Raw genomic sequence first — 25,657 nt, 5'->3', positions numbered from 1 at the left:
GTTGTTGCTCCTATCGTTTCTTTTTAAAGTTAAAAAACTAGTTTGTTAAAAAAGGTGACCACGCGGGTGCTTTCACTTCCCCTCGCTTAGCCGGTAACCGTGCTTTGAAGCGTCCGTCGGTCGAAACAGCCGCTAAAACCTGACGACCGTTATGAATAGTAGCATAGATTACCATGCTTCCGTTCGGAGCTAAACTGGGAGATTCATCTAATAGAGTATCTGTGAGGATTTGCATAATCCCAGTCTCAATATCTTGAATTGCGATATGATAAACTCCGTTGGTGCGGTTAACGAGAATAATGCTTTTTCCATCCGGTGTATAGCTTGCACTCGCATTATATTGACCTTCAAAAGTTAACCGCTCACGTGGGCCTCCATCGACCGACACACGATAAATTTGAGGATTCAGTTCACCCGAAGTATAAATGATCCATTTACCATCGGGTGAAAAGCTGGGCTCGGTATCAATGACGTTTTGCATTGTTCGTGTTAAGCGCCGGTATTGACGAGTCTGTAAGTCTAAAACGTATATTTCAGCATTGCCATCTTTCGATAATGTTAAGGCTAACTTTCGTCCATCCGGTGAAAACTCCGGCGCACTATTAATACCTTCAAACGCTGCAATCATATCGCGTTGTCCGGTATAAATATGTTGCAAGTAGACTTCCGAACGACCGTTTTCAAAAGAAACGTAAGCAATTGAACGTCCATCTGGCGCCCAAGTTGGCGACATAATCGGCTCATCGCTGGCAAAAATACGTTGAGGATTAAAGCCATCGGAATCGGCTTTATACAATTGAAATGGCTTTGGTAGGCTGCGATCAACCACCACGTAAGCAATACTGGTGGCAAAAGCACCACGTTCACCGGTTAACGCTTGATAAATGGTATCGGCAACTTGATGCGAATAAAAACGGAAATTGTCTTGTTTTGCAACGCCAGTTCGATCCAAAAGCATGTAGTCATTACTTGTAACCAGTTCACCATTTTCAATGCGTTGTTTCGGTTTAAACACATCAACGAGTTGATAAGTAACGGTGTACTCGCCGAGCGAACGCTCTTCAACTTTTCCCACAACAACCGCTTCAATGCCTTTTTTCTTCCAGGCGTCCAAGTTGACTTCGTCTGCTGAGATGGGGTGTTCTGGCATTTCATTATAAGGCATGGGATTAAACCGACCACTGCGACGTAAATCGGCAGCAACCACCGCAGAAAGATCGTGTGGTGGTCGCACATTAATACCTTTGTATTCGAAAGGCACAACGGCAATGGGCCGCGCGAAATTCATGCCCTCTGTAATGACAATATCGATGTCCGCTTTAACGTTCAACGACAAAACCAGCCCTAAAACTAAAAAAAGCATGCTGGTTATAATTTGTTTGGATCGCATAATTCTCCTAAGCATAAATTTACATTTCTTATTTCATCAAAAACTTCAGGATCTGAAGGTACAGGCAAAGGCTCTGCTTTTTTGATTGCCAAAGTTGCAGCATTACAGTTGATGTTATCGCCTGTCGTTCCCATGATATCGACAACCAATCCACCTGGAGCAAGCCGAAGCCGAAAGCGACAGGCTCCGGCACGTTCTGGCTTATTCCAGTAGCGTTTTATTTTACTTTCAATTCGAGTCGCATAAATTTGAACTTCCGACATAACCGCTTGACGTCGAGCAGCCAAAGCCTGTTGTTCAGCGGCCAACTGCTCCGCCATTAACTCTTCTTCTAACTGACGTTGTCTGGCGATTTCTTCTTGTCGCTTTTTACGCTCAGCTTCTCGACGCTTTTTTTCTGCGGCTTCTTTTTGTTTGCGCTCTTCTTCGAGTTGTTCCTGTCGTTTTCGTTCCTTTTCTTCCGCAATTCTTTTATTTCGAACCTGTTCTTCACGCAATTTCTTTTGACGCTGTGCTTCCTTCTGCCGCTCGACTCTCTCGCGTCGTTGAACTTCATCATTTATTTTTTTTTGTCTTTCATTTTCACGACGCTGAATTTCTTTTCGAACGGCCTCACCGTCAACGGCGACCGCATTTATGTTCGGTGCGACTTTTTCTTTCGGAACCTCAATCGGATCGATACTGAAATTCAATAACAATATCACCAGAATCAAAAGGTGACCGACTCCAGAAAAAACCAGTGAAATAACAAAACGCTTACTCAAATCGCGCCTCGCTATTCATTCGGCTCGGTCATAATGCCTACATTGGAGACACCGGCTTCTTGTTGCAGCAAACTCATTAAAACAACCACTTTGCCGTGTGCGACGTTCTTATCGGCATTAATGTATATTTTTGATTTAGGGCTGGTTGCAAGGTGTTTTGCAACCAATGCAACCACTTCCTGAGGCTGTAAAGATTGATCGGGGTTGGCGCCGAGAGAAAGGTAATAGTTGCCACTGGCATCGATACTGGCAATTAACGGTAAGTCATCGTTTGCAGATATCGGTTCCGCATCCGCTTGCGGTAATTCAACGTTAACACCAGCGGTGATTAAAGGTGCGGTGATCATAAAAATCACTAACAAGACAAGCATCACATCAATGTAAGGAACCACATTGATTTCAGCCATGGGCTTTCGACGACTGGTTTTCATAATGTTTTATTCACCACTGCTGTGTGCTTTACGGTGCAAAATACCTGAAAACTCTTCGACAAAGTTGTCGTATTGATTTTCTATTTTCTGTACGGAATGATTGAATTTGTTATACGCAATCACCGCAGGAATCGCAGCAAATAAACCCATCGCCGTTGCAATTAACGCTTCTGCAATTCCTGGCGCAACCATCGCTAGTGTCGCTTGCTTTACCGAACCTAAAGCAATAAAGGAGTTCATAATTCCCCAGACTGTTCCAAATAACCCAATATAAGGCGTGGTTGAGCCCACCGTTGCCAAAAAAGACAGATGTGTTTCAAGCTTATCAATTTCCCGAGAATGCGCGACTCGCATCGCACGGTGAGCACCTTCCATCACAGCACCAGGACCAGTTCCTTTTTGGTTTCGCAAACGCACAAATTCACGATATCCGGCCATGAACACCAACTCCATGCCAGCCGGAGGTATTCGACGAGCGCCCAGCTCATTGTAAAGTTTACTTAAGTCAATGCCGGACCAAAATTTATCTTCAAACCGAATTCCCGAAACCGTCGCTAACTTCAATGTACGAAAGCGATCAACAATCATCGCCCAAGAAATAAACGACAATACCACCAGCGACAACATAATAAGCTGAACAATTAAGCTGGCATCTAGAAATAAATCGATAACCGACAACTGGCTATGAGTCACGTCGCATTTCCTCTATTAAAGTCTTTGGGATAGCGCGGGGTTGCATACTGCTCATGGTCACGCAAACGACCTTTATTACCCCTTCACTGAATACCGACTGGTGATCACCAGCCAGACACACTTTTTGATGAAAAGTCACACTGGCCCCTCGAACTTGCTCAATTCGAGTCACAACGTCGAGAGCATCATTAAATCGCGCGGGCTTTAAATAATCGACTTCTGCTCGACGCACAGCAAATGCAATGTCCTGATCAATTAAAATATCCTGATCAACGCCTAAGCTACGAAGCCACTCGGTACGGCCACGTTCCATAAATTTTAAATAATTGGCGTAATACACGACACCAGCGACATCGGTGTCTTCGTAATAGACTCTGATAGGAAAAATAAATTCCATGGTTCGACCACAGTTGTTTGTTTTGTTGTAGTGTTCAGGCCGCTCACTATACCGCTTTTAACCATAGAGTTAAAAGCAGATCACGGTGTCAAAATGTGAAAATGTGAAAATGATGACAATAGAAAATTAAATTCAATTGATTAACACCTTTCACATCCAATTATCTTAGAGTGAGTTTTAATCAAAAAGATCATTCTCGGCAGGTGTTATACCGAAATGTTGATAAGCGCGCGGTGTCGCGACACGACCACGAGGCGTTCTGTGGATGTATCCTTGCTGGATTAAAAAGGGTTCAATAACGTCACCGATGGTGTCTCTTTCTTCACCTATCGCAGCCGCTAATGAGTCCAAACCAACAGGTCCGCCTGAAAATTTATCGATAATGGCCAACAGCAGCTTTCGATCCATGGTATCGAAACCCTGCTCATCGACTTCCAGCATATCCAATGCTCGACTCGCGATTTCTTTGGAAACGGTGCCATCCGCTTTTACCTCGGCGTAATCTCGAACGCGTCGTAACAATCGGTTGGCAATTCGCGGTGTGCCCCGAGAACGTTGCGCAATCTCTCGTGCCCCAGCTTCTTCAGCGCTTAACCCCAGTATCGATGCGCTACGCACAACAATGTGCGTTAATTCTTCAATACTGTAAAACTCCAACCGCTGCACAATGCCAAACCGATCGCGAAGCGGTGATGTTAAAAGTCCGGCCCGCGTTGTGGCTCCCACTAAAGTAAATGGCGGTAAATCCAATTTAATGGAGCGAGCAGCAGGGCCTTCACCAATCATTATATCGATCTGATAATCTTCCATGGCTGGGTATAGTATTTCTTCCACCATGGGACTCAGACGATGAATTTCATCGATAAATAACACATCGTTCGCTTCGAGGTTCGTTAAAAGCGCAGCCAAGTCACCGGCTTTTTCTAGCACAGGGCCCGAAGTAAATTTAATTGCAACGCCCATTTCGTTCGCAATAATATTGGCTAGCGTTGTTTTCCCCAAACCGGGCGGCCCGAAAATCAGAACATGATCCAGCGCATCGTTTCGCGCTTTTGAAGCCCGTAAGAAAATATCCATTTGTTCTTTTACTTGGGGTTGCCCGACATAGTCTTGCAACCGAGTAGGACGAATCGCACGATCAAAACGCTCTTCTTCTGGCGTATGTGTGGAGCCTGCGATGATTCTGTCTTCTTGGATCATGCTAAAATCCTACTTCCCCATATTCTTCAGAGCCAAACGAATAAGCTCTGCACTGCTCGAAACCTCTTCTTTAATTCGGCTGATGGCCTTTGCGGCATCTTGCGGTTTGTAACCTAGCGCGATCAGTGCGCTTTCAGCTTCTTTCGAGACATCGTTTACTGGCTCACCATGTATCAAGTTTGGCACATCGATGGAAGTACCTGAAACCACGCCCCAGTCTTTCAAGCGATCGCGCATTTCAATGATCAGTCGCTCTGCCGTTTTTTTACCGACACCGGGTAATTTCACTAACACTTGTGAGTCTCCCGCATGCACACACCGCACAAACTCATCCGCCGTCATTCCGGACAAAATGGCTACGGCCAGCTTAGGGCCTACGCCATTCACTTTGATTAATTCGCGAAAGAGTTGCCGATCTTTTTTACTGCCAAACGCGTAAAGATTATGCGCGTTTTCACTGACCGATAAGTGCGTAAATAAAACGACTTCATTACCATTATCTGGCAAGTTGAATATTGTTGTCATAGGCGCTTGCACTTCATAACCCACGCCGTTGACATCAATCAACAATTCAGGTGGTGACTTTTCAATCAAAACCCCTTTTAAACGTCCAATCAACGAATACGACCTCTTCTTCTTTTATTAGCACCCAATTGCGCCACCATCGATTGCATCGTATTACAGTGACAAATGGCAACAGCTAACCCATCAGCAGCATCCACTTGAGGAACCGCAGAAAGACTTAACAACGATGTTACCATATGTTGAACCTGAGCTTTATCAGCATTTCCATGCCCCACTACAGCCTGTTTGATTTGGCGAGCAGAATACTCTGCTACATCCAATGCATGGCTCGATGCCGCGACAATAGCCACACCACGCGCCTGCCCCAATTTTAATGCCGAATCGGCATTTTTTGACATAAAAACTTGTTCAATAGCGGCTTGATTGGGATTGTATTTTCGGATGACTTCGGAAAGCCCATCAAATATTTGTTGCAATCGCTCAGAAAGAGAACCTTCCTGAACTCGAATGCATCCACTGGTAAGGTAGTTTATAGTGCGCCCCTGGGTTTGGATAACGCCAAAACCAGTGATGCGAGAGCCTGGATCAATACCAAGAATTATGGACAATTAGGATTCCTGCATTCACCTCTGAATGTTACTCAGAGTTCTCCGTAGAGTTACGTTAATAAAACGCAACTCATACTTTATAACTGCTCGTAAGCTTCGTCTGGAATATCGGCGTTTGTGTACACATTTTGTACATCGTCTAGATCTTCCAATCGCTCAACCAATCGCAATACTTTGGCACCGTCATCAGCAGTCAGCTCGGCCTGAGTCGATGGTAGCATAGCAACTTCAGCATTCTCAGGAGTAAGATCGGCTTCAGTTAACGCTTCTTTGACCGCAATAAATTCATCGGGTGTCGTGAGGACTTCAAAACTGCCGTCATCATGGTTTATCACATCTTCGGCACCGGCTTCTAGAGCGGCTTCCATCAGCTGTTCTTCATCAACAGAATCACCAAAAATAATCTGGCCTTTTTTATCAAACAGGTAGGCAACAGAGCCCGAGGTCCCTAAGTTTCCACCGTGTTTGGAAAACGCATGACGTACTTCACCCACCGTACGATTTTTATTATCCGTTAAGCAATCGACCAAAACAGCAACACCGCCAGGGCCATAACCTTCGTAAGTCAGGTTTTCGTAGTTTTCGCCCTCACTATTCCCGGCACCGCGAGCAATGGCTTTTTCAACCGTATCTTTTTTCATATTGGCGCCAAGCGCCTTATCGATTACTGCTCTTAATGTCGGATTATCATCAGGATTTGGACCACCGGTTTTTGCAGCAACCACCAATTCACGAATGATTTTAGTGAAAATCTTACCTCGTTTAGCGTCTTGTGCTGCTTTACGGTGTTTGATATTTGCCCATTTACTGTGTCCAGCCATGCATTACTCCGATAGTAAAATCAGTTTCGAGTTTCGAGTTTCGAGTTTCGAGTTTCGAGTTTCGAGTTTCGATAAATATTTAACCACCTTTTTCGTTACTCGCCACTCTTCGCGGGCTTTGTTGTTTTAACCGCAATGTTTAGCTCATTTAATTGCGCTTCGGACGCTGGCGATGGTGCATCAGTTAAAGGACAAGCCGCAGTCGTCGTTTTCGGGAAGGTAATCACATCACGAATGGATTGCGCACCCACCATTAACATTACCAACCGATCAAGACCAAAGGCAATGCCGCCGTGAGGAGGACAACCGAATTTCAATGCGTCGAGTAAGAAGCCAAATTTTTCTCGTGCTTCTTGTTCACCTATTCCCAGAATCTCAAAAATGGTTTGTTGTAAATCTGAATTATGAATACGGATTGAGCCGCCGCCCACTTCACAACCGTTTAATACCATGTCGTACGCACGAGACAAAGTGCCCGTTGGATTCGCTCTCAAAGCTTGTGGATCCAGCTCTTTGGGCGAAGTAAATGGATGGTGCAAGGCTTGCAAATGACCGTCTTCTTCTTCAAACATAGGGAAATCGACCACCCAAAGCGGTTGCCATTCGTCTCTTAATAGCTCAAAGTCGCTCGCCAGTTTTAATCGTAATGCGCCAAGAGCATCCGCGACTGTGCGTGCGTTGTCGGAACCAAAAAACAGAATATCGCCATTTTCAGCGTCGGTTCGCTCACAAATGGCTTCAGCAATTTCGGGGGTTAAAAACTTTACGATAGGTGATTGCAAACCTTCCATGCCTGCACTGCGATCGTTCACCTTAATAAACGCCAAACCTTTTGCACCATAAACACCCACATACTTAGTGTATTCGTCGATTAACTTTCGACTGACTTTTTCAGCACCGCCTTTCAGATTAATCACGCCCACACGCCCCAGCTCATCATTGGCCGGTCCGCTAAAAACTTTAAAGTCGACGTCTTTCACCAGATCATCGACCGTGTGAATGGGCATATCGACGCGCAAATCCGGTTTATCGGAACCGTACTTTTCCATTGCTTCAGCATAAGGCATTCGTGGAAAAGGATTCGGCAATTCAACGTTAAGTAAATCTTTAAATAACGTTCGAATCATCTCTTCCATCAATCCCATGATGCCTTCTTCGTCCATAAACGAGGTTTCGATATCGAGCTGCGTAAACTCGGGTTGACGATCAGCTCGCAAATCCTCGTCACGAAAACAACGGACCACCTGATAATAACGATCGAAGCCACTCATCATTAAAAGTTGTTTGAATAACTGTGGCGATTGTGGCAACGCGAAAAACGAGCCTTTGTGGGTGCGACTGGGTACCAGGTAGTCCCTCGCTCCTTCTGGAGTGGCTTTAGTAAGAATGGGCGTTTCCATATCGAGAAAGCCCTTTTCATCTAAATATCGGCGCAAAGCAGAGGTAACTTTGGTACGAAACAAAAACTTTTCGGTCATTTCTGGTCGACGCAAATCCAAATATCGATATCTCAGCCGTGTTTCCTCAGAAACTTCTTCATGACCATCCACTAAAATGGCGGGCGTTTCGGATTTATTGAAGCAGTGAATGGATTCAGCTACCACTTCAATTGCGCCAGTTGCCATATCTTTGTTGACCATATTTTCAGGGCGCTTACGAATTTTACCTTGTACTTGAACCACATATTCAGAGCGTAATTGGTCAGCTTGAGTAAACACCTCGCCCTGATCCGGCTCGATGGTCACCTGCACAACGCCACTGCGATCTCGCACTTGCAAAAATATCAACCCGCCAAGATCACGGCGACGATGAACCCAACCAGCGATGGCAATTGAACGCCCTTCTTCCAGGGACACCAAATCAGCACAATAGTGACTACGCATATTTGAACTAGTGGACATAAAAATTCCTGTAACATCTTGATTTTAATATCCGATAATGCAAAATCGGATGACTGTCGCCGCCGCTCAATCGAGCCTGCTCAAAAGGGGCATAATGGTACGCGAGGCCCTGTATTTAAGCAAGTTGTAGGTCGACACTCAAAACGTGTCAGACATAAAATAAAAGTGAATAATTCATGACAAAAACACTGCGTATCCCAATAACCAATGTCTATGCCAAAGGCGACTTTAGTATGCAATTAGACCTTGGTAGCGAAAAAGCACCAGTACAATTAGTACTGGACAGTGGCAGCAGCACCTTTGTCGTAAACCCTCAAAGCTACCAACCCGATAATGACACTCATTTGGTAGCTACACCTTTCGCACAGGATATTACCTACGGCATCGGTGGCTGGACTGGCCCTGTCGTGCAAAGCTCTGTTGAACTAAATGGAGAAAACGATTCAATAACGGTAAATCAAGCGCACCTGGCCTTAGCAACCACCCTTCAATCCGATGCTTTTGGTAAAGCCGACGGCATTTTAGGGTTAGCTTATCACGGCTTGAACAAAGCCTTTAACTTGACCAAATACTTTAACCAACACCAATTTCAACCGGCAAATACCTGGCCCTGGCCATTTCCCGTAAAGCCTAATCACCAATCGATTCAAGACTTTAAGAAGTTTCTTTGGCGATACCCGGAACATGACATCAGCCCATTTTTTACTGAGCTGGAAACACACGGCTATACGGCGAATAAGTTTGCTTTTTATACCAAACGCTCCAGCATTCATTGCGCTGATAGCAATGCATCGATAGAACAACTTAATCACGATCCGCTTAATCAAGGGTTATTTATTCTCGGTGGTGGAGAAGAAGAAACAGACTTATATAAAGGTGAATTTCAATCGGTTGAAGTACTTCATGATGTTTACTACAACACCCAGTTGCTCGGTATTCAGGTAGAAGGGTGTGATTTTATCGAAGCGCCACCTTTAGCAGCAAAAGACGAACACTTGTATTTTACTAACTCGATTGTGGATACCGGTGCTTCGGCTATCGTACTTTGCCATACATTATACCAAGGGTTAATGGCGTCCTTTGAAAGATTAAACGCTTCCTTTAAAGCAATAATCGACACAATGCCACCATTTACGGGGGTGGAAACAGGCATTGAACTTAGCAGGGTTGACCTGACGATTTGGCCAGATATTCATTTCTTTTTAAAAGGAAGTAACGGAGAGTCCATAAAATTAACTTGTCCCGCTCAACACTATTGGCAAACGCACGCTCCTGAAAATGGACTGATCTCGTTTAAAATCATCTCCCAGTTGGCTCATTGGCCGAATCAGACGGTATTAGGGTTGCCATTACTTACAAATTATTTCACTATTTTTGACCGCTCCTTGGGTGATTCAGGACGCATTCATTTCGCTCAGAGCCAATACTAAATGAAATACTGCTCAAAGCATGCAACATTTCGCCTACTAACCAAAAACGACCAAGCGTTTTATCAGTCGCTTTATACAGACTCAAAGTTGATGACATTGACTGGTATAAGGTTAACTCAATCACAAGTACAAAAATACTTTTGGTCTACTTTAAAGGCACAAGAGAATAAGACGACTAGAAACCTGGTATTTGTCATTGAGGATAAAAGTACCACTACGCGACTCGGCATAATGGGAGTCAACAATATTGATTACGAAAGCTCAAAAGCGGAGATAGGCATTATTCTTAAACGGCATGCACAAGGAAAAGGACTGCCGTATGAGCTGACCCTATCGACGATCGAGTATATTTTCACTCATTTAAAGTTGAAGAAAGTCGTTGCTGTTTTTAATGCTTCTAATAGACCTGTTGAGCGATTAGTGAAACGTATAGGATTCGTCCAAGATAGGGAGACAAAGGCAAAAACGATGTGTCAAACGCCTCTGATTTATTCAATCAGCAATCAAACACTTTGATAACACTCACTTTTTTATTGCAAATTTACCGCTCTTGCGTATCTTATACCTATTATTAAAAGTATCATTCATCACTATGACAGAGAAGCCTTGCCTCGGAAGCTTAACCTGTGTCGGCGTTGGTATATCGATTGGCGCCCACATCAGTCCAGAGGTCCGAAATGCAATCCATAAAGCCGATGTCGTATTTGCCGCTTCATCCGATGGGCTGTTTGAGCTTTGGCTTTCTGAAATTCATTCCAATGTCATTTCGTTACAGTCATTTTATGCGAAGGGAAAGTCTCGAAAAATAACCTATCAAGAGATGACCAATGTATTACTGGAAGAAGTCAGAAAAGGGCTCAATGTTGTTGCTGCATTTTATGGCCACCCAGGTGTATTTGTTTCTCCTTCCCACAAAGCGATAGCTCAAGCCGAGAAAGAAGGTTTCAAAGCAAAAATGTTACCTGGAATTTCCGCCGCAGACTGCTTATTTGCAGACCTAGGAATCGATCCGGGTAAACAAGGCTGCCAGCATTACGAAACCAGTCAATTTATGCTTTATCACCGTACAATTGATATCACCGCATATTTAATACTATGGCAGCCTTTGGTTGCGGGGGATAAAAGTCACACTCGCACACAGAAGTATGTCGATGGATTAAAGACGCTCGCAGAGCTTCTTTCAAAAAGCTACCCATTAAGCCACGAAATCTTAATTTATGAAGCAGCAACCAATGCTCTACGCTCAAGCAATCAACAAAGAGTAAAACTTTATCAACTTCATACAGCACACATGACTATGAAGTCGACATTAGTGATACCACCTGCAAAACCCCTGATACCCAATTTGATTGTTCAAAAAAAACTTAAAGAATTAACTTGGTCTTCACTTTCTCATTGAATAACACAACAAAACAAACAGGAGTAAGTCTGATGAAAAATATAATTAAAGCACTAGAGGCTCTGGGTGAAGGATTGGAGTCCAAAGAACTTGAAAACCAACCCGATATTGTTGATGCCATAAAATTTGGAAACGACGCCTTTTTAGAAAAGAAATTGGATATCAAACGAGATATCGTCTGTATGATTGCCCCCGCTGAAGATGATGATGACCGCGAGCAAGAAACCCCAAATGACGATAAAGAACAAGAAGAGAAGTCTGCTTAAACAATGAAATTTGTACTCTTTTTAATCATTTCTATCTACAGCATAGGGGCTATTTCAGCCCCGCAGTCTGCTCAATGGATTAAGCTCGAAAATATCGAAAAATTAAGAACATCTAATTTTAAAGCCTTTTCAGAACAGCTAAACCAATGGCAAAACACAAATGAAATACTGAACTCTGAAGAATCCCTCTATTTACAATATTTATTCGCAATTCAAGACGCACTCAATGGGAAAATAAACTCCTCGGTTTCCAAATCCGAACAGATCGTGGAAAATGCAAAAACACCAGAGCTGCAATTAAAAGCCTCATTACTACTATTAAATGCGTATGCGGTAAGCCGTGACTGGACCAAAGGCATGCTCTTAATAGAAAACAACAAACAATTTTTAGACTTTGTCGACGACGATAAATTAATCAGTAAAGTATTTTTAACATTCGCTATATTTTACAATCAACTGGGTGAATATGAGCTTGGCAAAGCAAACGCCGAAAAAGCATTGGCGAAAAGCACCGACAATAACTTAATCTGTAAAGCAGAATCTTTGATAAATGAAGCTGTATTTGAAAACAATAAAAGTCAGCACCCCAACACTGAGGTCATTAATATCTGCAATAATGCTGATGAACCTATGTGGTCTAACTTTAATATTGCTTTTCTTGCAAAATACTTTATCAATAAAAAGCAATATCAGTCTGCAATAAACCTATTGAAAAGCCACTTAAAGTTAACGGAAGAACTCGGATATTCAGTACTTACATCGGAATACTACCGCATATTATCGGAAAGTTACCTTGCAATAGGTGACTTTAACAGCGCGAGTGCATTTGCAACCCGAATTATCAGTTTAAACTCTCAAGATATTCCTTACAAACAGCTCGTATCAGCCCATTTCGCACTTTACCAAATAGAGAAAGAAAAAGGCAATTTAGATACTTCGATTCAACATTTAGAGCAGTACCATAAATTTGACAAGCTTAATTTAGATGAGAGTAAAGCCAGAAGTCTGGCAATATATACCGTCAAACAAAAACTGTTAGAGAAGAACAACCAAATCGAACTTCTAAATAAAAAAAATGAAACTTTAAACCTAGAAAAAAACTTATCTAAGAAAGAAGCACAAAACAAAACACTCATGATTATCCTGCTCGGTATTGTCATTACCTTTACTACCTTTTGGGCAATAAGAACGAAGAAAACGCACATAAAACTACGCCAGTTAGCCGAATTTGACTCACTCACAGGCATTGCAAACCGTCGACACTTTACGAAACAAAGCGAAGACAGTTTAAATTACAATGCGTCTGTTAGAGAAGCGGTGAGTTTTATATTGTTTGATCTCGATAAATTTAAAAACATCAATGACACTTTCGGCCACCCAGTTGGAGATTGGGTGTTGGCCAAAGTCCCAAGCCCCGTTCAAAAAGTCATTCGAAAAATGGACGTTTTTGGCCGTATGGGCGGTGAAGAGTTCGCAATTTTATTGCCTGGTTGTGAACTGGACAAAGCCCGCGAAATAGCAGAGCAAATTCGAGTTGGTTTGAATAAAATCAACACTCAAGAAACCGGTCACGATTTTCAAATATCTGCCAGTTTTGGAATTACCATTAGTCGAGTTTCTGGTTATGACCTTGATACATTAATAAAACATTCCGATGAAGCACTTTATGAAGCAAAGCACGCTGGAAGAAATCGTATTTGTGTTTACTCAATGCCGCCTACAGAACAAAGCTCTTTAGCCAACAAAGAAACTTTGGAAAAAACCTAATACTATCCATGCCTGAAAAATTTGAATCTCATATTACAGTGTCAGTCGATGGTGTTAACGCCGTCGATTGTCTCGCTGAGCACACTGAACTTTCCAAACAAAAAATTAAAGATGCCATGCAAAAAGGTTGTGTGTGGCAAACGATCGGCAAGAAAACACAACGTATTCGTCGAGCTAAAAAGCAACTCAAAAAAGACGATACGTTGCACATTTACTTCGACTCACACGTATTGAATACAGCTCCAGTAGAACCAACGCTCATCGCCGATGTAGGCGATTACTCCGTGTGGAATAAGCCTTCAATGCTTTTGTCACAAGGTTCCAAATGGGGTGACCACTGCACGGTAACTCGTTGGGCAGAACAACACTTAAAGCCACAACGATCGGCGTTCGTTGTACATCGACTCGATCGAGCTGCCAGCGGGTTAATATTAATTGCTCACTCCAAAAATGCAGCCGCAAAATTATCACAAATGTTCGCAACACGCACGGTCAATAAAATATACCATGCTCTCGTAGAAGGTATCTGGCCCCACCAAGAAAAGTTAACCATCAACCAAACCATTGAGAATAAGCCAGCGCTCAGTCATGTTACCTGCTTAAAGTCAGACGCTTCTTCGAACACTTCATTGTTGGAAGTAAAAATAGAAAGTGGTCGAAAACACCAAATTAGAAAACACCTATCAGGCGTTGGCTTTCCGATCATCGGTGATCGCCAATACGGCAGTAAACACATCAATACCGATTTGAAGCTAACCGCAGTGCATTTGTCTTTTGAATGTCCCTTATCAGGACATTCCAGATCTTATCAAATCAATGCTGATTTTGGTTAGAAGTTAATACTCAGATAAAGCATGACATCGAACTGTTTAAACATTAATCTTTTATTAATTGCAACGCGCTCAAAAACGATTTAATTTTTGCATACATGGCTCGACGCTCTTCCGCGTCTTCTATTTGATGACCGGATCGAGGCAGAACCAACGACTCAACAGGTTTCTGACGTTGTTTTAACTGACGGATCAGTTCAACACTGTGCTCCGGTGATACCACTTGATCCTGCTCGCCATAAATAACCAAAACGGGCTGCTTAATATCCTCTAGATGCAACAGGAGATCGTTTCTATTCGACCATTCCTTGTTTTTGATGTCACCAAATTGCTCAATAAAATGTTTCTTATCTTCATCGTTACGCAAAGCCTGAAACACTTTCGGTAAGCTCACCACAGACGACACTAATATGGCACACCGATAGTCACCAGCATTTTCAATCATTTCCGAAAGCGCCGCAAAACCACCAAAACTGGCACCATAAAAACACAGTAAATTATCTTTCAATTGAAATTGCTTTCTTGTTGCCTCAAGTATATTTTCAATATCCTCTTCCAGCGTCTCTCTTAAGCGCCCGTAAGCCTGCTGCTGAAAGCGTCTCCCCATACCCGATGAGCCTCGATAATTAATGGTTAACGTAGCAACACCACGATCGGCTAACCATTGCGCTTCCGGATCGAAGCGCCATAAGTCTCGCACCGAATATGGGCCACCATGCAATTTGATAATGATGGGCGCGGAAACGTTGAAATCTAACGGTTGAGTAAAATAACCGAACAACTCGCTCGAAGACCGCCCTTCCAACGAAACAATGTGAGTGTTGGCCCATTTTCGATTCTGATAATCAGGCAACAAACCAGTAAGGCGCACGACTCGATTTGCATTAAGATCAACCCAAACGATAGATTGAGGTAGCGTTGGCGACTGTATTGCCAATAACCAACGTTGACCATCGACACTTTGCCCAAGTGATTGCCAATGGCTGCGCTCCTTGTGTTGTTCCAAAATTGTAATCAACTTACTGATATTGGGTGTAAACGCATACACTTTAGGCAATTGGTCATCGAAGCTAATGGCACTTACTTTTGAGCGATCGGGTGCGAGTAAAAAATTATCAATATCAAACGTTTCGTTTTGATAAAGTAATTTTTCGTTATCAGTGTTTGAAAGTTCGTAGAAACTGCGCGTATTGCCTTTAAGTGTTAGAATACTCCAAAACTTATTGCATTCACCATTCGCTTTAATAGCATGCATATGTGATGTGTTGTCAAAGGATTGCCATCCTTCTCGACCAAAGTTAAACACATTACCCGACTCGGCAATGGCTAAACAAGGTTCGCCAGCATTACTCAAGCTGACCGATACCATCAACTCAGGCACATCAACCGAACGATCAAACAGACGCGTTTGAAAACTAAAACGTTTTAATTGTGTTGCTTGCAGTATCCACACATTTTGATCATTGTGATTATTATCGGCAAGAATGAATGGCGTTTTTTGTTCAATCAAAAGCTTCTGATGTTTGCCTTTAATATCAATAGCGTATAAACGATGCTGTCGTTGAGAAGTTTGAGTGTGTAACAAGAGCCTGTGGTTCGAAATAAACTGCGCATTTAAAAATGTTTCACTTTTAGACCATGTGAACTGAAGCGCTTCTTCTCCCTGTAAGTGTTGTAACATTAACGCATTGTCGTCACCGGTTAAAAACCAGAGAACGCGATCACCATCGGGCGACAATTGTACTGGAATTTGTGTTTCTGGTACGAACCAATGATTAATATCAAATGGCTCTTGCGTAAAACAAGGTAGGGTAATAACGGCCAATAAAACACCGCGCAAAATCGAATGAGTTATCATGAATTATTCTTGTAATAGTAGTTCTGTTTTCAGTTGCTTGGCCGGTTGATAATTTCGCGCTGCTGCACGATTAAGGTAATACCTGGCTTCAGTATCATCCTTAGCAACACCTAACCCATTATGAAAGTGGTGATATAACATATACATAGCTTTTTCGATGCCACGTTCCGCAGCGTAATGGTAAAGCTTAAAGGCTTTGCGGTAATCCTGTGCCGTTCCTCGCCCGTGATAGTATAAATCGGCTAACAAAGTCATCGACTTAGGATTTTGCGATTGCGAAGCCCGCTTGCACCAGTAATACGCCTTATCATCATCCATTTCAACGTCAATACCATTGCTGATACGAAAGCACAACGCATGAGCGGATGCAATTTTCCCTTCGTCAGCTTCTTCGATCAGTGTGTCGATGCTTTTTTCCAACGCGGTTTGGTTTGCACATGCCGTTAGCAAAAGCCCGCAACTCAAAAATACGAACAACCTTTGCACAGTTTTCATCTTGTTATCCCCTGTTCAGGTCCATGCGGTCACATTGTCCTAGTCGAAGGATAGCGGTGTCAATGCTATTCGCCTACAATTACTTAACCAATAAAGAAAGCGGCTATAAAACATGAGTCAGGTATTAGAACAACTGGTTGAATTACTCCAGTTGGAGCGCATTGAAGCAAAACTCTTTCGCGGACAAAGTCAGGATTTGGGTTTTCCACAATTGTTTGGAGGTCAAGTGATCGGTCAGGCTTTATCTGCCGCCAAACAAACCATCGATCAAAAACGTTCCGCGCACTCATTCCACTGCTACTTTTTATTGCCTGGTGATTCGCAGCAGCCCGTAGTCTATGATGTTGAAACCATTCGAGACGGCCGAAGTATTTCAAGTCGCAGAGTGAAAGCCATTCAACATGGAAAAACAATTTTTTATTTAACCGCATCATTCCACATCAGCCAAAGTGGTTTTGATCACCAGTCGGCAATGCCGAATGTCGCATTACCGGATGGCCTGCCTTCGGAAGTCGAGATTGCTCGAAAATACGCCGAGCACATCCCCGAAAAACTGCGCGCTAAGTTTACCTGCGATAAACCCATTGAGATTCGTCCGGTTGAATTTCACAACCCACTAAAACCCGAAAAAGCAACACCTGTTCGCCACGTTTGGATGAAAGCCAATGGCACTTTACCAGACGATCCACGCATTCATAAGTACCTACTCGCTTACGCTTCTGACTTTAGTTTTCTCCCTACTGCCACCTTGCCTCACGGTGTATCTTTTTTAACGCCCAACTTTCAAATGGCGACGATCGATCATTCCATGTGGTTTCATCGTAATTTTCGATTCGATGACTGGTTGCTGTACGCCATCGAAAGCCCTTCGGCATCCAACGAAAGAGGGTTTGTTTTAGGTCGCTTTTTCGATAAAAATGGACTGCTGGTTGCGAGCACCGCACAAGAGGGTGTCATGCGTTTTGCCAAGCCTAAATCGTAACTAAGTTTTCATACTCGTTTCCATTAAACAAAAAAGCCGGCGACTGGATCGGCTTTTTTACGATCACCTATTCCTATTACTCAAAGAAATAGGACGGCCTTCTCCCCGCGCTTTGCGTCTCTTATCGGACCATTAATCCAATATATTGTATACAATATATCTATGCGCTATAGTTTAGTCGATGTATAAAGTTTAAGCAGTCACTACATCCCCACTATGTGAGTCAATCGCAGTCCACATACCCCATACAATAATTAGATCGAAAACTCGAGGACCAATATGAAAACCTTAACCCAAACCGGGGTAATAACATTGGCAATGATTGCCCCCACCTTAAGCTCATTGATATGGGCGCAATCTCCCCCTCCCACCAGCTATGCCGCAAATAGCGCAAGCCCTGTTGTAGCTCCGGTAGAACCGAAATATCAACCCATTCAAACGGATTCATTAGCTTCAAAACAAAGCAGTTTAAATAAAGCGCCTTGCGATATGGCCGGTTTTGCCAACAAAAAAGGCAATGAGTTGGTTACCCATATTCGTAATTCAGACACCAGTTGTTTAAACGAACTGTTCACCGCAAACAGCACCAGCTTCGCAGCTTTTCAACCCGATAACATGACCGACGTTGCGAACGCTACGGCCTCTCTTGCCAGTAACTATGCCTTTAACTCGGGGCCAAACGATATTGGCAACTTGTATTTATTCTTACGGACTGGATATTACATTCAGTTTTACAACTCAAACGATGTACCAGCCTATGGCAGTCAAGTGACCACTGCAGTTAGAGCTGCGTTGGATAATTTAGTGAACAACTCCGACTTTTATCGCAGCAGTGATCAACACGGACGCAATATCGGTGATGCCATCGTTTTAATGGACAGTGCCAATGAGCAGGCGCGTTATTTACCGGTTGTGAAGCAGTGGCTGACACGCTGGGACCAATCGATGGCTCAACACTGGTACATGCGAAATGCCGTAAATGGCGTGTTCACCATTTTGTTTCGAGGGCAGTGGAATGATGACTTTAAAGCGGCCGTCGTCAATGACACAGAACTGGCTTCACTGCTCGGGCAATTTTCTCGACAAAGCTGGATGCTCTCCAGCGAAGCGTCTTTTATGCAAGTCAATGCTGGAGGCGAACTCGCCCGACTATTGCAATTCCAAACCGGTACGTTATTTTCTGCGACCAGAAGCCAAGTACAACAAACGTTATCGCTTTACGATATGAATGGCACAGGCAGTAAAGTCTGGATCCGTACGGCTTCGGTAGCCAATGATTACGACGATTGTAACTATTACAATACGTGCAATTTCGAAAGCGAGCTCGAAGATCAAGTGTTGCAGCACAACCATACCTGTAGCGCAACGTTAAAGATTCGCGCGCAAGATATGAATCCAACACAGATGTCTGACTCATGTGGCAAAATGAGCGCACAAGAGTCATTTTTTCATCAAATGTTAGACACCCATCAAACGCCCGTAGCCAATGATCTGAACACCGACTTGGAAGTCGTCGTTTTTGATGATTGGGAAAACTACGACACCTACGCCGGTTTATTTTTTGGTATCAGCACCAACAATGGTGGCATGTACCTAGAGGGTAACCCTGCTAACCCTGATAATCAGGCTCGATTTATCGCTCACGAAGCCGATTGGTTGCGTCCCGATTTTGAAGTCTGGAATTTAACTCATGAATATGTTCATTACCTTGATGGCCGGTATAATATGCACGGCGATTTTGGCGATGCTAGAACCAGCTCTCACAAGACGGTTTGGTGGATAGAGGGTTTAGCTGAGTACATATCGAAGAAAAACCGAAACGACGACGCCGTCGCTGCAGCGAGCTCTCAAGCCTATTCATTAAGCACCCTATTTGCCAATACCTACAACAGCGGTACGGACCGTATTTATCGCTGGGGATATTTGGCGGTGCGTTTTATGTTTGAAAGACACAGTGACGATGTCGTTCAAATACTCGCTTTATTGCGACAAGGTCAGTATGACAGCTATCTGAGCTATATCAATGAAATTGGAAGCAGTTACAATTCAGAATGGAACAGCTGGCTGCTGCAAGTGCAAAGCGATGATTCGATACCCGATGGAATAGGTAACGGAACCCCTCCCACCCCAACACCCACCGAACTGAGCAGCGGTGTGCCCGTTTCCGGTCTAAGTGAACCTTCTGCAGGACAATCTCTCGAGTTTTACATCGATGTACCGCAAGCAGCGACTCAATTAACAGTACACATTCAAGGCGGTTCCGGTGACGCTGATCTTTATGTTCGGTTTGGCGACCCAGCAACCGACAGTCAATACAATTGTCGCCCCTATCAAGGTGGAAATAACGAAACCTGCACCATTGAATCACCACAAATTGGTCGATGGTATGTCAGAGTCAAAGCTTATCAAGCGTTCAGTAATGTTACGTTAGAAGCCAGCTTTAATACCGATAGTGGTTCAACAGAGCTCCCTTTAACCAAAGGCGTGGTTGAATCACCGCTCAGTCAGGCTCAAGCCGGTGAGTCGCTTTGGTACTTTATCGACGTTCCACAAGGCGCAACCAACCTAACCGTTGATATCAGTGGTGGAACAGGTGACGCAGATTTATACGTAAGTTCCGGTAGCCTACCGACAGATACCGTTTACGAATGTCGTCCTTATCAAGGAGGCAACTCTGAAAGCTGTTCCTTTAGTAATCCTGCAGAAGGACGCTGGTACGTAAGAGTTAAAGCTTTCAGCGCATTTTCAGGCTTAAGCTTAGTGGCAGACTATCAGGCCGCTTCGACCTCCATTCCCGATGCTTGCAGTAATAGTACTGGTATCGATTCTGGCAATGTTGAAATAGGGACCGCCACGTGTATTTCGGGAGGCGCAACATACCGTTATTTGTACACTTACATCCCGCCAGGTACCCAATCGGTTACGATTAAAACCGATCACGGGACTGGCAATTTAGACCTGTACGTTAAAGACAACGGCTGGGCCAGCAGTACAGATTTCGATGCTCACTCTCAAAACACTGGAAACGCCGAATCGGTAACCATTAACGCCCCTCAAGAGGGTTGGTTTTACGTGACGTTAAAATCGGAACCCTCTTTTGATCAAGCAACATTATTGATTACAACGCAATAGACTTAAAGCACAAAGGCGCCCTTTGGCGCCTTTGTGGACTCACTAGCAACACAATCAATCAGGAAATTCGTTTTGAATACTGACCACTCGATCAATCCGAAACAACAACTTTTCGACCAGCTCCGGATCAAAATGTTTTCCTTTTTCTTCGTTGAATAACTGAATAATTCTGCCAATTGGCCAAGCTTCTTTATAACAACGACGGTTATACAACGCGTCAAACACATCCGCTATGGCCGCAATACGCCCATAAAGATGAATCTCCTCGCCTTTTTTACCGTCCGGATACCCTGTACCATCCCACTTTTCATGATGATCACGAGCAATTATGGCACCTGCATTTAACACTTCGAGTTTTGACCCCGCCAATATCTCATAACCAATACTGGCGTGCGCTTTCATAATTTCCCACTCATCAGCGGTCAGTTTACCGGGTTTATTGAGTATATGATCGGGTGTAGCAATTTTTCCGATATCATGGAGCGGTGACGCGGTAAATAACACCTCGAGCTCATGTTCGTCCAACCCAACCGATTTTCCCAATAAACGGCTAATATGCGCCATTCGCTTTACGTGGTTACTGGTTTCTTTAGAACGGCTTTCGACCGCTTCACTTAAACGATACACCAGCTCCCTTTGCGTCACTTCCACTTCTTCGAGCAAACTAATATTATCGAAAGCCACGCCTAGGTGATTGCAAAAAATTTGCAATAACCGTTCATCAAGTAAACTTAATGTCGGTAGCCCATCCATAAATAGCACATTTTTACGCTTTAAATGCGACTGGTAGACACCAATGACATAATCTTCACCAAAGTGAAGTCCTTCTTTTTGCAAAGCGTTATGTATTTCAACGGCGGGAACCTTGGCAATGGCCGATTCCAAACTGCCAGAAATATGCGGTTTATAGGGCCCAGTAGCCGCAAGAATCCGGCTTTCAGTCTCGTCGTGTGTGGCCGCGATCCCTTCTATATTGCCGTAAAAAGCCCCCTCATCGGCTTGCAGTAGACTGGCGAGCTGCTCCAGAGCGCCCTGGGTGAAATCCATGAGTGAGTGCTGACTGAAAATTTTATCGGTCCCCATTATGATGCTTTCCAACCCGAGTTTATTGCGATACAGCGCCATAATATCTCGGTATGAGCGTAAGCTGGCATGCATTAGGGTGTGGAGTTTATTGGAGGTTAACTCGGTTTTTTCTTTGTAATCGTTAATATCGTATTCAACAATTACAGACTTTTCCGGAGCCTGGCCAGGTTGGCCGGTGCGCAGCACAATTCGAATATGAGAGTTCTTGTTTTCGTTCCTGATCCAATGGACCAAGTCGAGTCCCGCATGATCCGTTTCCATGACGACATCGAGCAAAATAACCGCATATTCCTGCTGAAGCAGCTGTTGTTTCGCTTCTTCAGCAGAGTACGCAGAGTCGATTTGCAGGGGGCGGGAGGCAAACTCAAAGTTCTTCAATGCCAAACGAGTCACCTGATGAACTTCAGGCTCATCATCCACAACCAACAGATACCACTTAAGGGACTCCAGCTTTTCCTGTGATGTGAAATCTCCTTCTTCTGCAAACTTTAACGTATCGTCTATCTCGGTCATTTATCAATCATCTACTATTTATTGTAATATCACTAATATAGTTATAGTCATAGAACCCTTAAGACTCCAATTTTTATCTATACTTACATTTACCCCAACCACGTGGCCAGAATATGGGACGTTTGTTTACTCAAACACACTATTTAACGCTATTAAGCGTTTTTTTGCTATTGTCTGTCTGGATGGCGCCCGTTTCCTTATTTGCAGCGCAGCCGACAGAACACGAACTCAAACTCGCTTATATTTATAATTTTCTTCGTTACACCCAGTGGCCTGACGAGTCCCAGCGAGACAAACTGGTTTTAGTGTACCTTGGCAATGATCGCCAATACTGGACTGCCATGCAAAAAATTTCAGGGAGAAGCGTTCGCAACCTCTCCATTGAATTAAAACAAGCTCGTCGCATTAACGATTTGTTACCCGCAGATATGATCATCGTCGATGCATCCCAAAATGATCAGGTAAAAACCATCAGTCAACGCATTAGTGACAAACCTATTCTTTTGATTACAGAAGATTACGCCGATAAATCAAAAATTGGAATCAATTTTATTCATAACGCCGATCAAACCCTATCTTTTGAAATAAACCGGTACAATTTGGTGTATCAAAAATTAAAAGCGGATCCTGACATTGTGATCCTCGGCGGAACGGAAATCGAAATTGCAACACTCGTTAAAGATATGGAACAAAGTCTTGAGCTTTCTCGTCAACAGCTGCAAAAACAAACCTTAGAGTTTAAAGAACTGCAACTTCAGGTAACAGAAAAACAAAACCAACTAGAGCGTCAACAAAAGCAATTGACGTCTCTGGATCAATCCATTAACGAGTACAAAACGAAATACGATCAACTGCAGTCCGAATATCAAGCAATGATGGATTCCTTGCAAGTAAGTCGGGAAGAGCTCAACAACAACAATCAACTGCTGGAAGTGAAACAAGCCGAATTACAACAAAAAACCAGTGCCATAAGCGATTTATCTGAGCTGATTGATAAAAATAAAGAATTGTTATTGCGCCAAACACGAGAAATAGAAAAGCAGAAAAAAGATCTTTTGGATTTTCAAGAAAAAGTACGACAGCAATCCGAATCTATTGCCGAACAAAGCCTTACGATTAAAACCCAAACCACAGCGCTTTACGGTTCGATTATATTTATTGTATTTATTGTTATAATTATTATCTTGATTTACCGGAGTGCTAAATTAAAACAAAAAATCAATATGAAATTGGAGCAGAAAAACGCTGAGTTAGAGCGAATCAACCACGAATTAAAAACCACTCAGGAGCAGTTAGTCGCGTCTGAAAAAATGGCCGCTTTAGGTGGATTAGTCGCCGGTGTAGCCCACGAAATCAACACACCGATTGGTGTCAGCGTTACTTCAGCATCTCATATAACCGAAATCATTAAAGACTTTAAAGTGTATTACCAAACAGGAGAACTCAAACGCTCACAACTGGAGCGGTTGATTGAAGAAATGGAAGAGTCGGGAGATATTCTTAACCGAAACCTAGTACGTGCCAGTGAATTAATTCGCAGCTTTAAACAAGTTTCTGCCGATCAAACCACCGACGAAAAACGCAACTTCCACATCAAACAATATTTAAAAGAAGTCACACAAAACCTACATCATAAATTGAAACAGAAAAAACATCAGGTACACATTGAATGCGACGAGCAATTGTCCGTACTCAGCTATCCTGGAATTTTCGCGCAGGTGATCACTAATCTAATTGTAAATTCCGTCATTCACGGGTTTAAAGATATAAGTAACGGGCAGATTACCATCAACGTTCAACGACAGGATCACAGGGTGTGTATCGATTATTTGGATAATGGCAAAGGCATTCCGGAAACCGTACGCGCTCATGTATTTGAGCCATTTTTTACGACAAATCGGCGCGATGGTGGTACGGGTTTAGGGCTGCACATTTGCTATAACTTGGTGACACAAAAAATGCAGGGGCACATTGAATGCTTACCGCACACAGACGGTGCTCATTTTCGTTTAACGTTACCTTTTGAAGTGGGTGAACAACAAAAAACGAATGGTATGGCGGCCTAAAAAAGCATTCATTCAGGGCGTGACACATGCCACACCCTTGACGTGTAATGACGCCCTATTCGAAAAAGCGCTTCACAACTTCATCAGGTAATGACTCGCCGCTCACCTGTGCTCGTTGCAACAACTCCCAATAATAACGATAGGTCGCACGATCATGCAATTCGCCTTTGTATTGAATTGGCCCCCACTCTGCATCTTGAGCAGCGGTTAAGATTCCGATCGCATCTTCAATTTCAGAATAGTCTGGCTTCATCGCATCGATAATGGCTTTTATTTGCGTGGGATAAATACTCCACATACGTAAGAACCCAAATTCGGAGCGAGCGCGTTCGGCATCCTTATAGGTTTGATATGGGTTTTTCAAATCAAGCGTCACGTTATGGGCCGGAACAATGCCGTTGGCCAGTGCCGCAGCGACCATTTCTGATTTGGCGCGAGCCAAAATGGGATGGTCAAATTGACCTGGTGAACGCATGGCTGATGCCGGAATAGCACCGTGATGTCCAGACACAAAGTCCATCATGCCGAAGTCCAAAACCTGAATCCAAGGTAACTTGGCGATTTTCCACACTTGATGCAAAGCGCCATGTGTTTCAATCAACACGTGTATAGGAATTTCCCGCTTAATTCCCGCATCTTTTGCCACTTGTTGAATGTAATGCACCATTTCCGCCACTTGGGCAGCTTCAGTGGGTTTCGGGATAGTAATGTAAGCGAGTCGCTCGCCCACTTTAGGAACCAAAATGTCCACATCCTGTTTCCAATCCGGATGCGAATAATCATGTATACGTACGCCGGCCATGTCGTATTTGTTTTCATCGGAACCAATAACCGAAGCCACCATTTCCGCATGTTCAACTTCTTTTCCGGCAGCTGCGCCATCTTCACAATCACAGGTTATGTCGAATACCGGCCCCAGTTTATCCTGCAGTGCCAGCGCTTTGCGGATCAGTTTTTCACTTCCTGCAAAATGCTCGCAACTGGGAATCACCGGAAACGGTTTTTCACCTTCAAATAGCGCATCATTAGGATGTACTTTTTGGCTCATTGCTTTCCTCCTCTCGCCACCGCCTTATTCAGCGATGGTCCTATCGATTTTTGGG

The 25,657-nt window shown here is 43.5% G+C and carries 23 protein-coding genes; 9 read left to right on the top strand and 14 right to left on the bottom strand.

From position 1 onward, the window contains the following. Positions 1 to 37 precede the first annotated feature (37 nt). The 10 genes from tolB to aspS all read right to left on the bottom strand — a co-directional run bounded on the left by tolB (position 38) and on the right by aspS (position 8,712). Complete coding sequence (tolB, locus tag ACTUJY_RS05350; protein ID WP_463615031.1) at positions 38 to 1,390, bottom strand: Tol-Pal system beta propeller repeat protein TolB; 1,353 nt, start codon at positions 1,388 to 1,390, stop codon at positions 38 to 40. After that, a complete protein-coding gene (gene tolA, locus ACTUJY_RS05345) occupies positions 1,369 to 2,154 on the bottom strand; it encodes a cell envelope integrity protein TolA (protein ID WP_463615030.1) in 786 nt (261 codons plus the stop codon). Before tolA ends, tolB begins: the two co-directional genes overlap by 22 nt. 11 nt (positions 2,155 to 2,165) lie before the next feature. Next, positions 2,166 to 2,585 carry a protein TolR gene (tolR, locus tag ACTUJY_RS05340; RefSeq protein ID WP_463615029.1) on the bottom strand — a complete coding sequence of 140 codons (420 nt, stop codon included), beginning with the start codon at positions 2,583 to 2,585 and terminating at the stop codon, positions 2,166 to 2,168. A 6-nt stretch (positions 2,586 to 2,591) separates the two neighbouring features. Then, positions 2,592 to 3,278: a protein TolQ gene (tolQ, locus tag ACTUJY_RS05335; protein ID WP_463615028.1), complete on the bottom strand. Its 687-nt coding sequence runs from the start codon at positions 3,276 to 3,278 to the stop codon at positions 2,592 to 2,594. After that, positions 3,268 to 3,675 carry a tol-pal system-associated acyl-CoA thioesterase gene (ybgC, locus tag ACTUJY_RS05330; protein ID WP_463615027.1) on the bottom strand — a complete coding sequence of 136 codons (408 nt, stop codon included), beginning with the start codon at positions 3,673 to 3,675 and terminating at the stop codon, positions 3,268 to 3,270. The genes tolQ and ybgC overlap by 11 nt, the downstream gene beginning before the upstream one ends. 177 nt (positions 3,676 to 3,852) lie before the next feature. Next, complete coding sequence (gene ruvB / locus ACTUJY_RS05325; protein ID WP_463615026.1) at positions 3,853 to 4,875, bottom strand: Holliday junction branch migration DNA helicase RuvB; 1,023 nt, start codon at positions 4,873 to 4,875, stop codon at positions 3,853 to 3,855. Between the two features lie 9 nt (positions 4,876 to 4,884). Then, complete coding sequence (gene ruvA, locus ACTUJY_RS05320; RefSeq protein ID WP_463615025.1) at positions 4,885 to 5,493, bottom strand: Holliday junction branch migration protein RuvA; 609 nt, start codon at positions 5,491 to 5,493, stop codon at positions 4,885 to 4,887. Then, on the bottom strand, positions 5,490 to 6,008 hold the full coding sequence (gene ruvC / locus ACTUJY_RS05315; RefSeq protein ID WP_463615024.1) for a crossover junction endodeoxyribonuclease RuvC: 519 nt from the start codon (positions 6,006 to 6,008) through the stop codon (positions 5,490 to 5,492). Before ruvC ends, ruvA begins: the two co-directional genes overlap by 4 nt. A 77-nt stretch (positions 6,009 to 6,085) precedes the next feature. Beyond that, the gene (locus tag ACTUJY_RS05310) at positions 6,086 to 6,829 is read right to left on the bottom strand and encodes a YebC/PmpR family DNA-binding transcriptional regulator (protein WP_463615023.1); all 744 of its coding nucleotides are present in this window, start codon (positions 6,827 to 6,829) and stop codon (positions 6,086 to 6,088) included. A 95-nt stretch (positions 6,830 to 6,924) separates the two neighbouring features. Further along, positions 6,925 to 8,712 (bottom strand): aspartate--tRNA ligase, encoded by a 1,788-nt coding sequence (aspS, locus tag ACTUJY_RS05305; RefSeq protein WP_463615130.1) that lies wholly within the window; start codon positions 8,710 to 8,712, stop codon positions 6,925 to 6,927. 194 nt (positions 8,713 to 8,906) lie between these two features. Between aspS and ACTUJY_RS05300 the strand changes: the two genes are divergently transcribed. From ACTUJY_RS05300 to ACTUJY_RS05275, 6 genes are all read left to right on the top strand, one after another. Further along, positions 8,907 to 10,160: a pepsin-like aspartic protease gene (locus tag ACTUJY_RS05300; protein WP_463615022.1), complete on the top strand. Its 1,254-nt coding sequence runs from the start codon at positions 8,907 to 8,909 to the stop codon at positions 10,158 to 10,160. Then, positions 10,161 to 10,676, top strand: a complete 516-nt coding sequence (locus ACTUJY_RS05295; protein WP_463615021.1) for a GNAT family N-acetyltransferase — start codon at positions 10,161 to 10,163, stop codon at positions 10,674 to 10,676. 76 nt (positions 10,677 to 10,752) lie between these two features. Beyond that, a complete protein-coding gene (locus tag ACTUJY_RS05290) occupies positions 10,753 to 11,559 on the top strand; it encodes an SAM-dependent methyltransferase (RefSeq protein ID WP_463615020.1) in 807 nt (268 codons plus the stop codon). A 32-nt stretch (positions 11,560 to 11,591) separates the two neighbouring features. After that, positions 11,592 to 11,825: a hypothetical protein gene (locus ACTUJY_RS05285; RefSeq protein ID WP_463615019.1), complete on the top strand. Its 234-nt coding sequence runs from the start codon at positions 11,592 to 11,594 to the stop codon at positions 11,823 to 11,825. A 3-nt stretch (positions 11,826 to 11,828) separates the two neighbouring features. Then, complete coding sequence (locus tag ACTUJY_RS05280) at positions 11,829 to 13,592, top strand: tetratricopeptide repeat-containing diguanylate cyclase (protein WP_463615018.1); 1,764 nt, start codon at positions 11,829 to 11,831, stop codon at positions 13,590 to 13,592. Positions 13,593 to 13,600: 8 nt separating this feature from the next. Continuing rightward, positions 13,601 to 14,425, top strand: a complete 825-nt coding sequence (locus ACTUJY_RS05275) for an RluA family pseudouridine synthase (protein ID WP_463615017.1) — start codon at positions 13,601 to 13,603, stop codon at positions 14,423 to 14,425. Positions 14,426 to 14,468: 43 nt separating this feature from the next. Here the strand turns inward: ACTUJY_RS05275 and ACTUJY_RS05270 are convergent, their stop codons facing one another. Both ACTUJY_RS05270 and ACTUJY_RS05265 read right to left on the bottom strand, forming a co-directional pair. Beyond that, the gene (locus ACTUJY_RS05270; protein ID WP_463615016.1) at positions 14,469 to 16,280 is read right to left on the bottom strand and encodes an alpha/beta hydrolase family protein; all 1,812 of its coding nucleotides are present in this window, start codon (positions 16,278 to 16,280) and stop codon (positions 14,469 to 14,471) included. A 3-nt stretch (positions 16,281 to 16,283) separates the two neighbouring features. Then, complete coding sequence (locus tag ACTUJY_RS05265; RefSeq protein ID WP_463615015.1) at positions 16,284 to 16,775, bottom strand: tetratricopeptide repeat protein; 492 nt, start codon at positions 16,773 to 16,775, stop codon at positions 16,284 to 16,286. A 112-nt stretch (positions 16,776 to 16,887) separates the two neighbouring features. Between ACTUJY_RS05265 and tesB the strand changes: the two genes are divergently transcribed. Both tesB and ACTUJY_RS05255 read left to right on the top strand, forming a co-directional pair. Beyond that, a complete protein-coding gene (gene tesB / locus ACTUJY_RS05260; RefSeq protein ID WP_463615014.1) occupies positions 16,888 to 17,757 on the top strand; it encodes an acyl-CoA thioesterase II in 870 nt (289 codons plus the stop codon). Between the two features lie 279 nt (positions 17,758 to 18,036). Next, positions 18,037 to 20,889, top strand: coding sequence for a M9 family metallopeptidase (locus ACTUJY_RS05255; RefSeq protein ID WP_463615013.1), 2,853 nt, complete (start codon positions 18,037 to 18,039; stop codon positions 20,887 to 20,889). A 54-nt stretch (positions 20,890 to 20,943) separates the two neighbouring features. Here ACTUJY_RS05255 and ACTUJY_RS05250 read toward each other — a convergent pair whose 3' ends face one another. Then, positions 20,944 to 22,488: a DUF3369 domain-containing protein gene (locus ACTUJY_RS05250; protein ID WP_463615012.1), complete on the bottom strand. Its 1,545-nt coding sequence runs from the start codon at positions 22,486 to 22,488 to the stop codon at positions 20,944 to 20,946. Positions 22,489 to 22,601: 113 nt separating this feature from the next. Between ACTUJY_RS05250 and ACTUJY_RS05245 the strand changes: the two genes are divergently transcribed. Beyond that, positions 22,602 to 24,554: a YfiR/HmsC family protein gene (locus tag ACTUJY_RS05245; protein ID WP_463615011.1), complete on the top strand. Its 1,953-nt coding sequence runs from the start codon at positions 22,602 to 22,604 to the stop codon at positions 24,552 to 24,554. A 55-nt stretch (positions 24,555 to 24,609) separates the two neighbouring features. Here the strand turns inward: ACTUJY_RS05245 and ACTUJY_RS05240 are convergent, their stop codons facing one another. After that, positions 24,610 to 25,602, bottom strand: a complete 993-nt coding sequence (locus ACTUJY_RS05240) for an HpcH/HpaI aldolase/citrate lyase family protein (protein WP_463615010.1) — start codon at positions 25,600 to 25,602, stop codon at positions 24,610 to 24,612. Between the last annotated feature and the right edge of the window lie 55 nt (positions 25,603 to 25,657).

The organism is Pleionea sp. WD8-19 (assembly GCF_055326765.1).
The sequence above is the reverse complement of the archived record's forward strand: the minus strand, read 5'-3'. Positions and strand labels throughout refer to the sequence as shown.

Coding starts and splice junctions, on each gene's coding strand:
- tolB (WP_463615031.1), bottom strand. CDS start 1,390: ATGCGATCCAAACAAATTATAACCAGCATGCTTTTTTTAGTTTTAGGG.
- tolR (WP_463615029.1), bottom strand. CDS start 2,585: ATGAAAACCAGTCGTCGAAAGCCCATGGCTGAAATCAATGTGGTTCCT.
- ybgC (WP_463615027.1), bottom strand. CDS start 3,675: ATGGAATTTATTTTTCCTATCAGAGTCTATTACGAAGACACCGATGTC.
- ruvB (WP_463615026.1), bottom strand. CDS start 4,875: ATGATCCAAGAAGACAGAATCATCGCAGGCTCCACACATACGCCAGAA.
- ACTUJY_RS05310 (WP_463615023.1), bottom strand. CDS start 6,829: ATGGCTGGACACAGTAAATGGGCAAATATCAAACACCGTAAAGCAGCA.
- aspS (WP_463615130.1), bottom strand. CDS start 8,712: ATGCGTAGTCACTATTGTGCTGATTTGGTGTCCCTGGAAGAAGGGCGT.
- ACTUJY_RS05300 (WP_463615022.1), top strand. CDS start 8,907: ATGACAAAAACACTGCGTATCCCAATAACCAATGTCTATGCCAAAGGC.
- ACTUJY_RS05295 (WP_463615021.1), top strand. CDS start 10,161: ATGAAATACTGCTCAAAGCATGCAACATTTCGCCTACTAACCAAAAAC.
- ACTUJY_RS05290 (WP_463615020.1), top strand. CDS start 10,753: ATGACAGAGAAGCCTTGCCTCGGAAGCTTAACCTGTGTCGGCGTTGGT.
- ACTUJY_RS05285 (WP_463615019.1), top strand. CDS start 11,592: ATGAAAAATATAATTAAAGCACTAGAGGCTCTGGGTGAAGGATTGGAG.
- ACTUJY_RS05280 (WP_463615018.1), top strand. CDS start 11,829: ATGAAATTTGTACTCTTTTTAATCATTTCTATCTACAGCATAGGGGCT.
- ACTUJY_RS05275 (WP_463615017.1), top strand. CDS start 13,601: ATGCCTGAAAAATTTGAATCTCATATTACAGTGTCAGTCGATGGTGTT.
- ACTUJY_RS05270 (WP_463615016.1), bottom strand. CDS start 16,280: ATGATAACTCATTCGATTTTGCGCGGTGTTTTATTGGCCGTTATTACC.
- ACTUJY_RS05265 (WP_463615015.1), bottom strand. CDS start 16,775: ATGAAAACTGTGCAAAGGTTGTTCGTATTTTTGAGTTGCGGGCTTTTG.
- tesB (WP_463615014.1), top strand. CDS start 16,888: ATGAGTCAGGTATTAGAACAACTGGTTGAATTACTCCAGTTGGAGCGC.
- ACTUJY_RS05255 (WP_463615013.1), top strand. CDS start 18,037: ATGAAAACCTTAACCCAAACCGGGGTAATAACATTGGCAATGATTGCC.
- ACTUJY_RS05250 (WP_463615012.1), bottom strand. CDS start 22,488: ATGACCGAGATAGACGATACGTTAAAGTTTGCAGAAGAAGGAGATTTC.
- ACTUJY_RS05245 (WP_463615011.1), top strand. CDS start 22,602: ATGGGACGTTTGTTTACTCAAACACACTATTTAACGCTATTAAGCGTT.
- ACTUJY_RS05240 (WP_463615010.1), bottom strand. CDS start 25,602: ATGAGCCAAAAAGTACATCCTAATGATGCGCTATTTGAAGGTGAAAAA.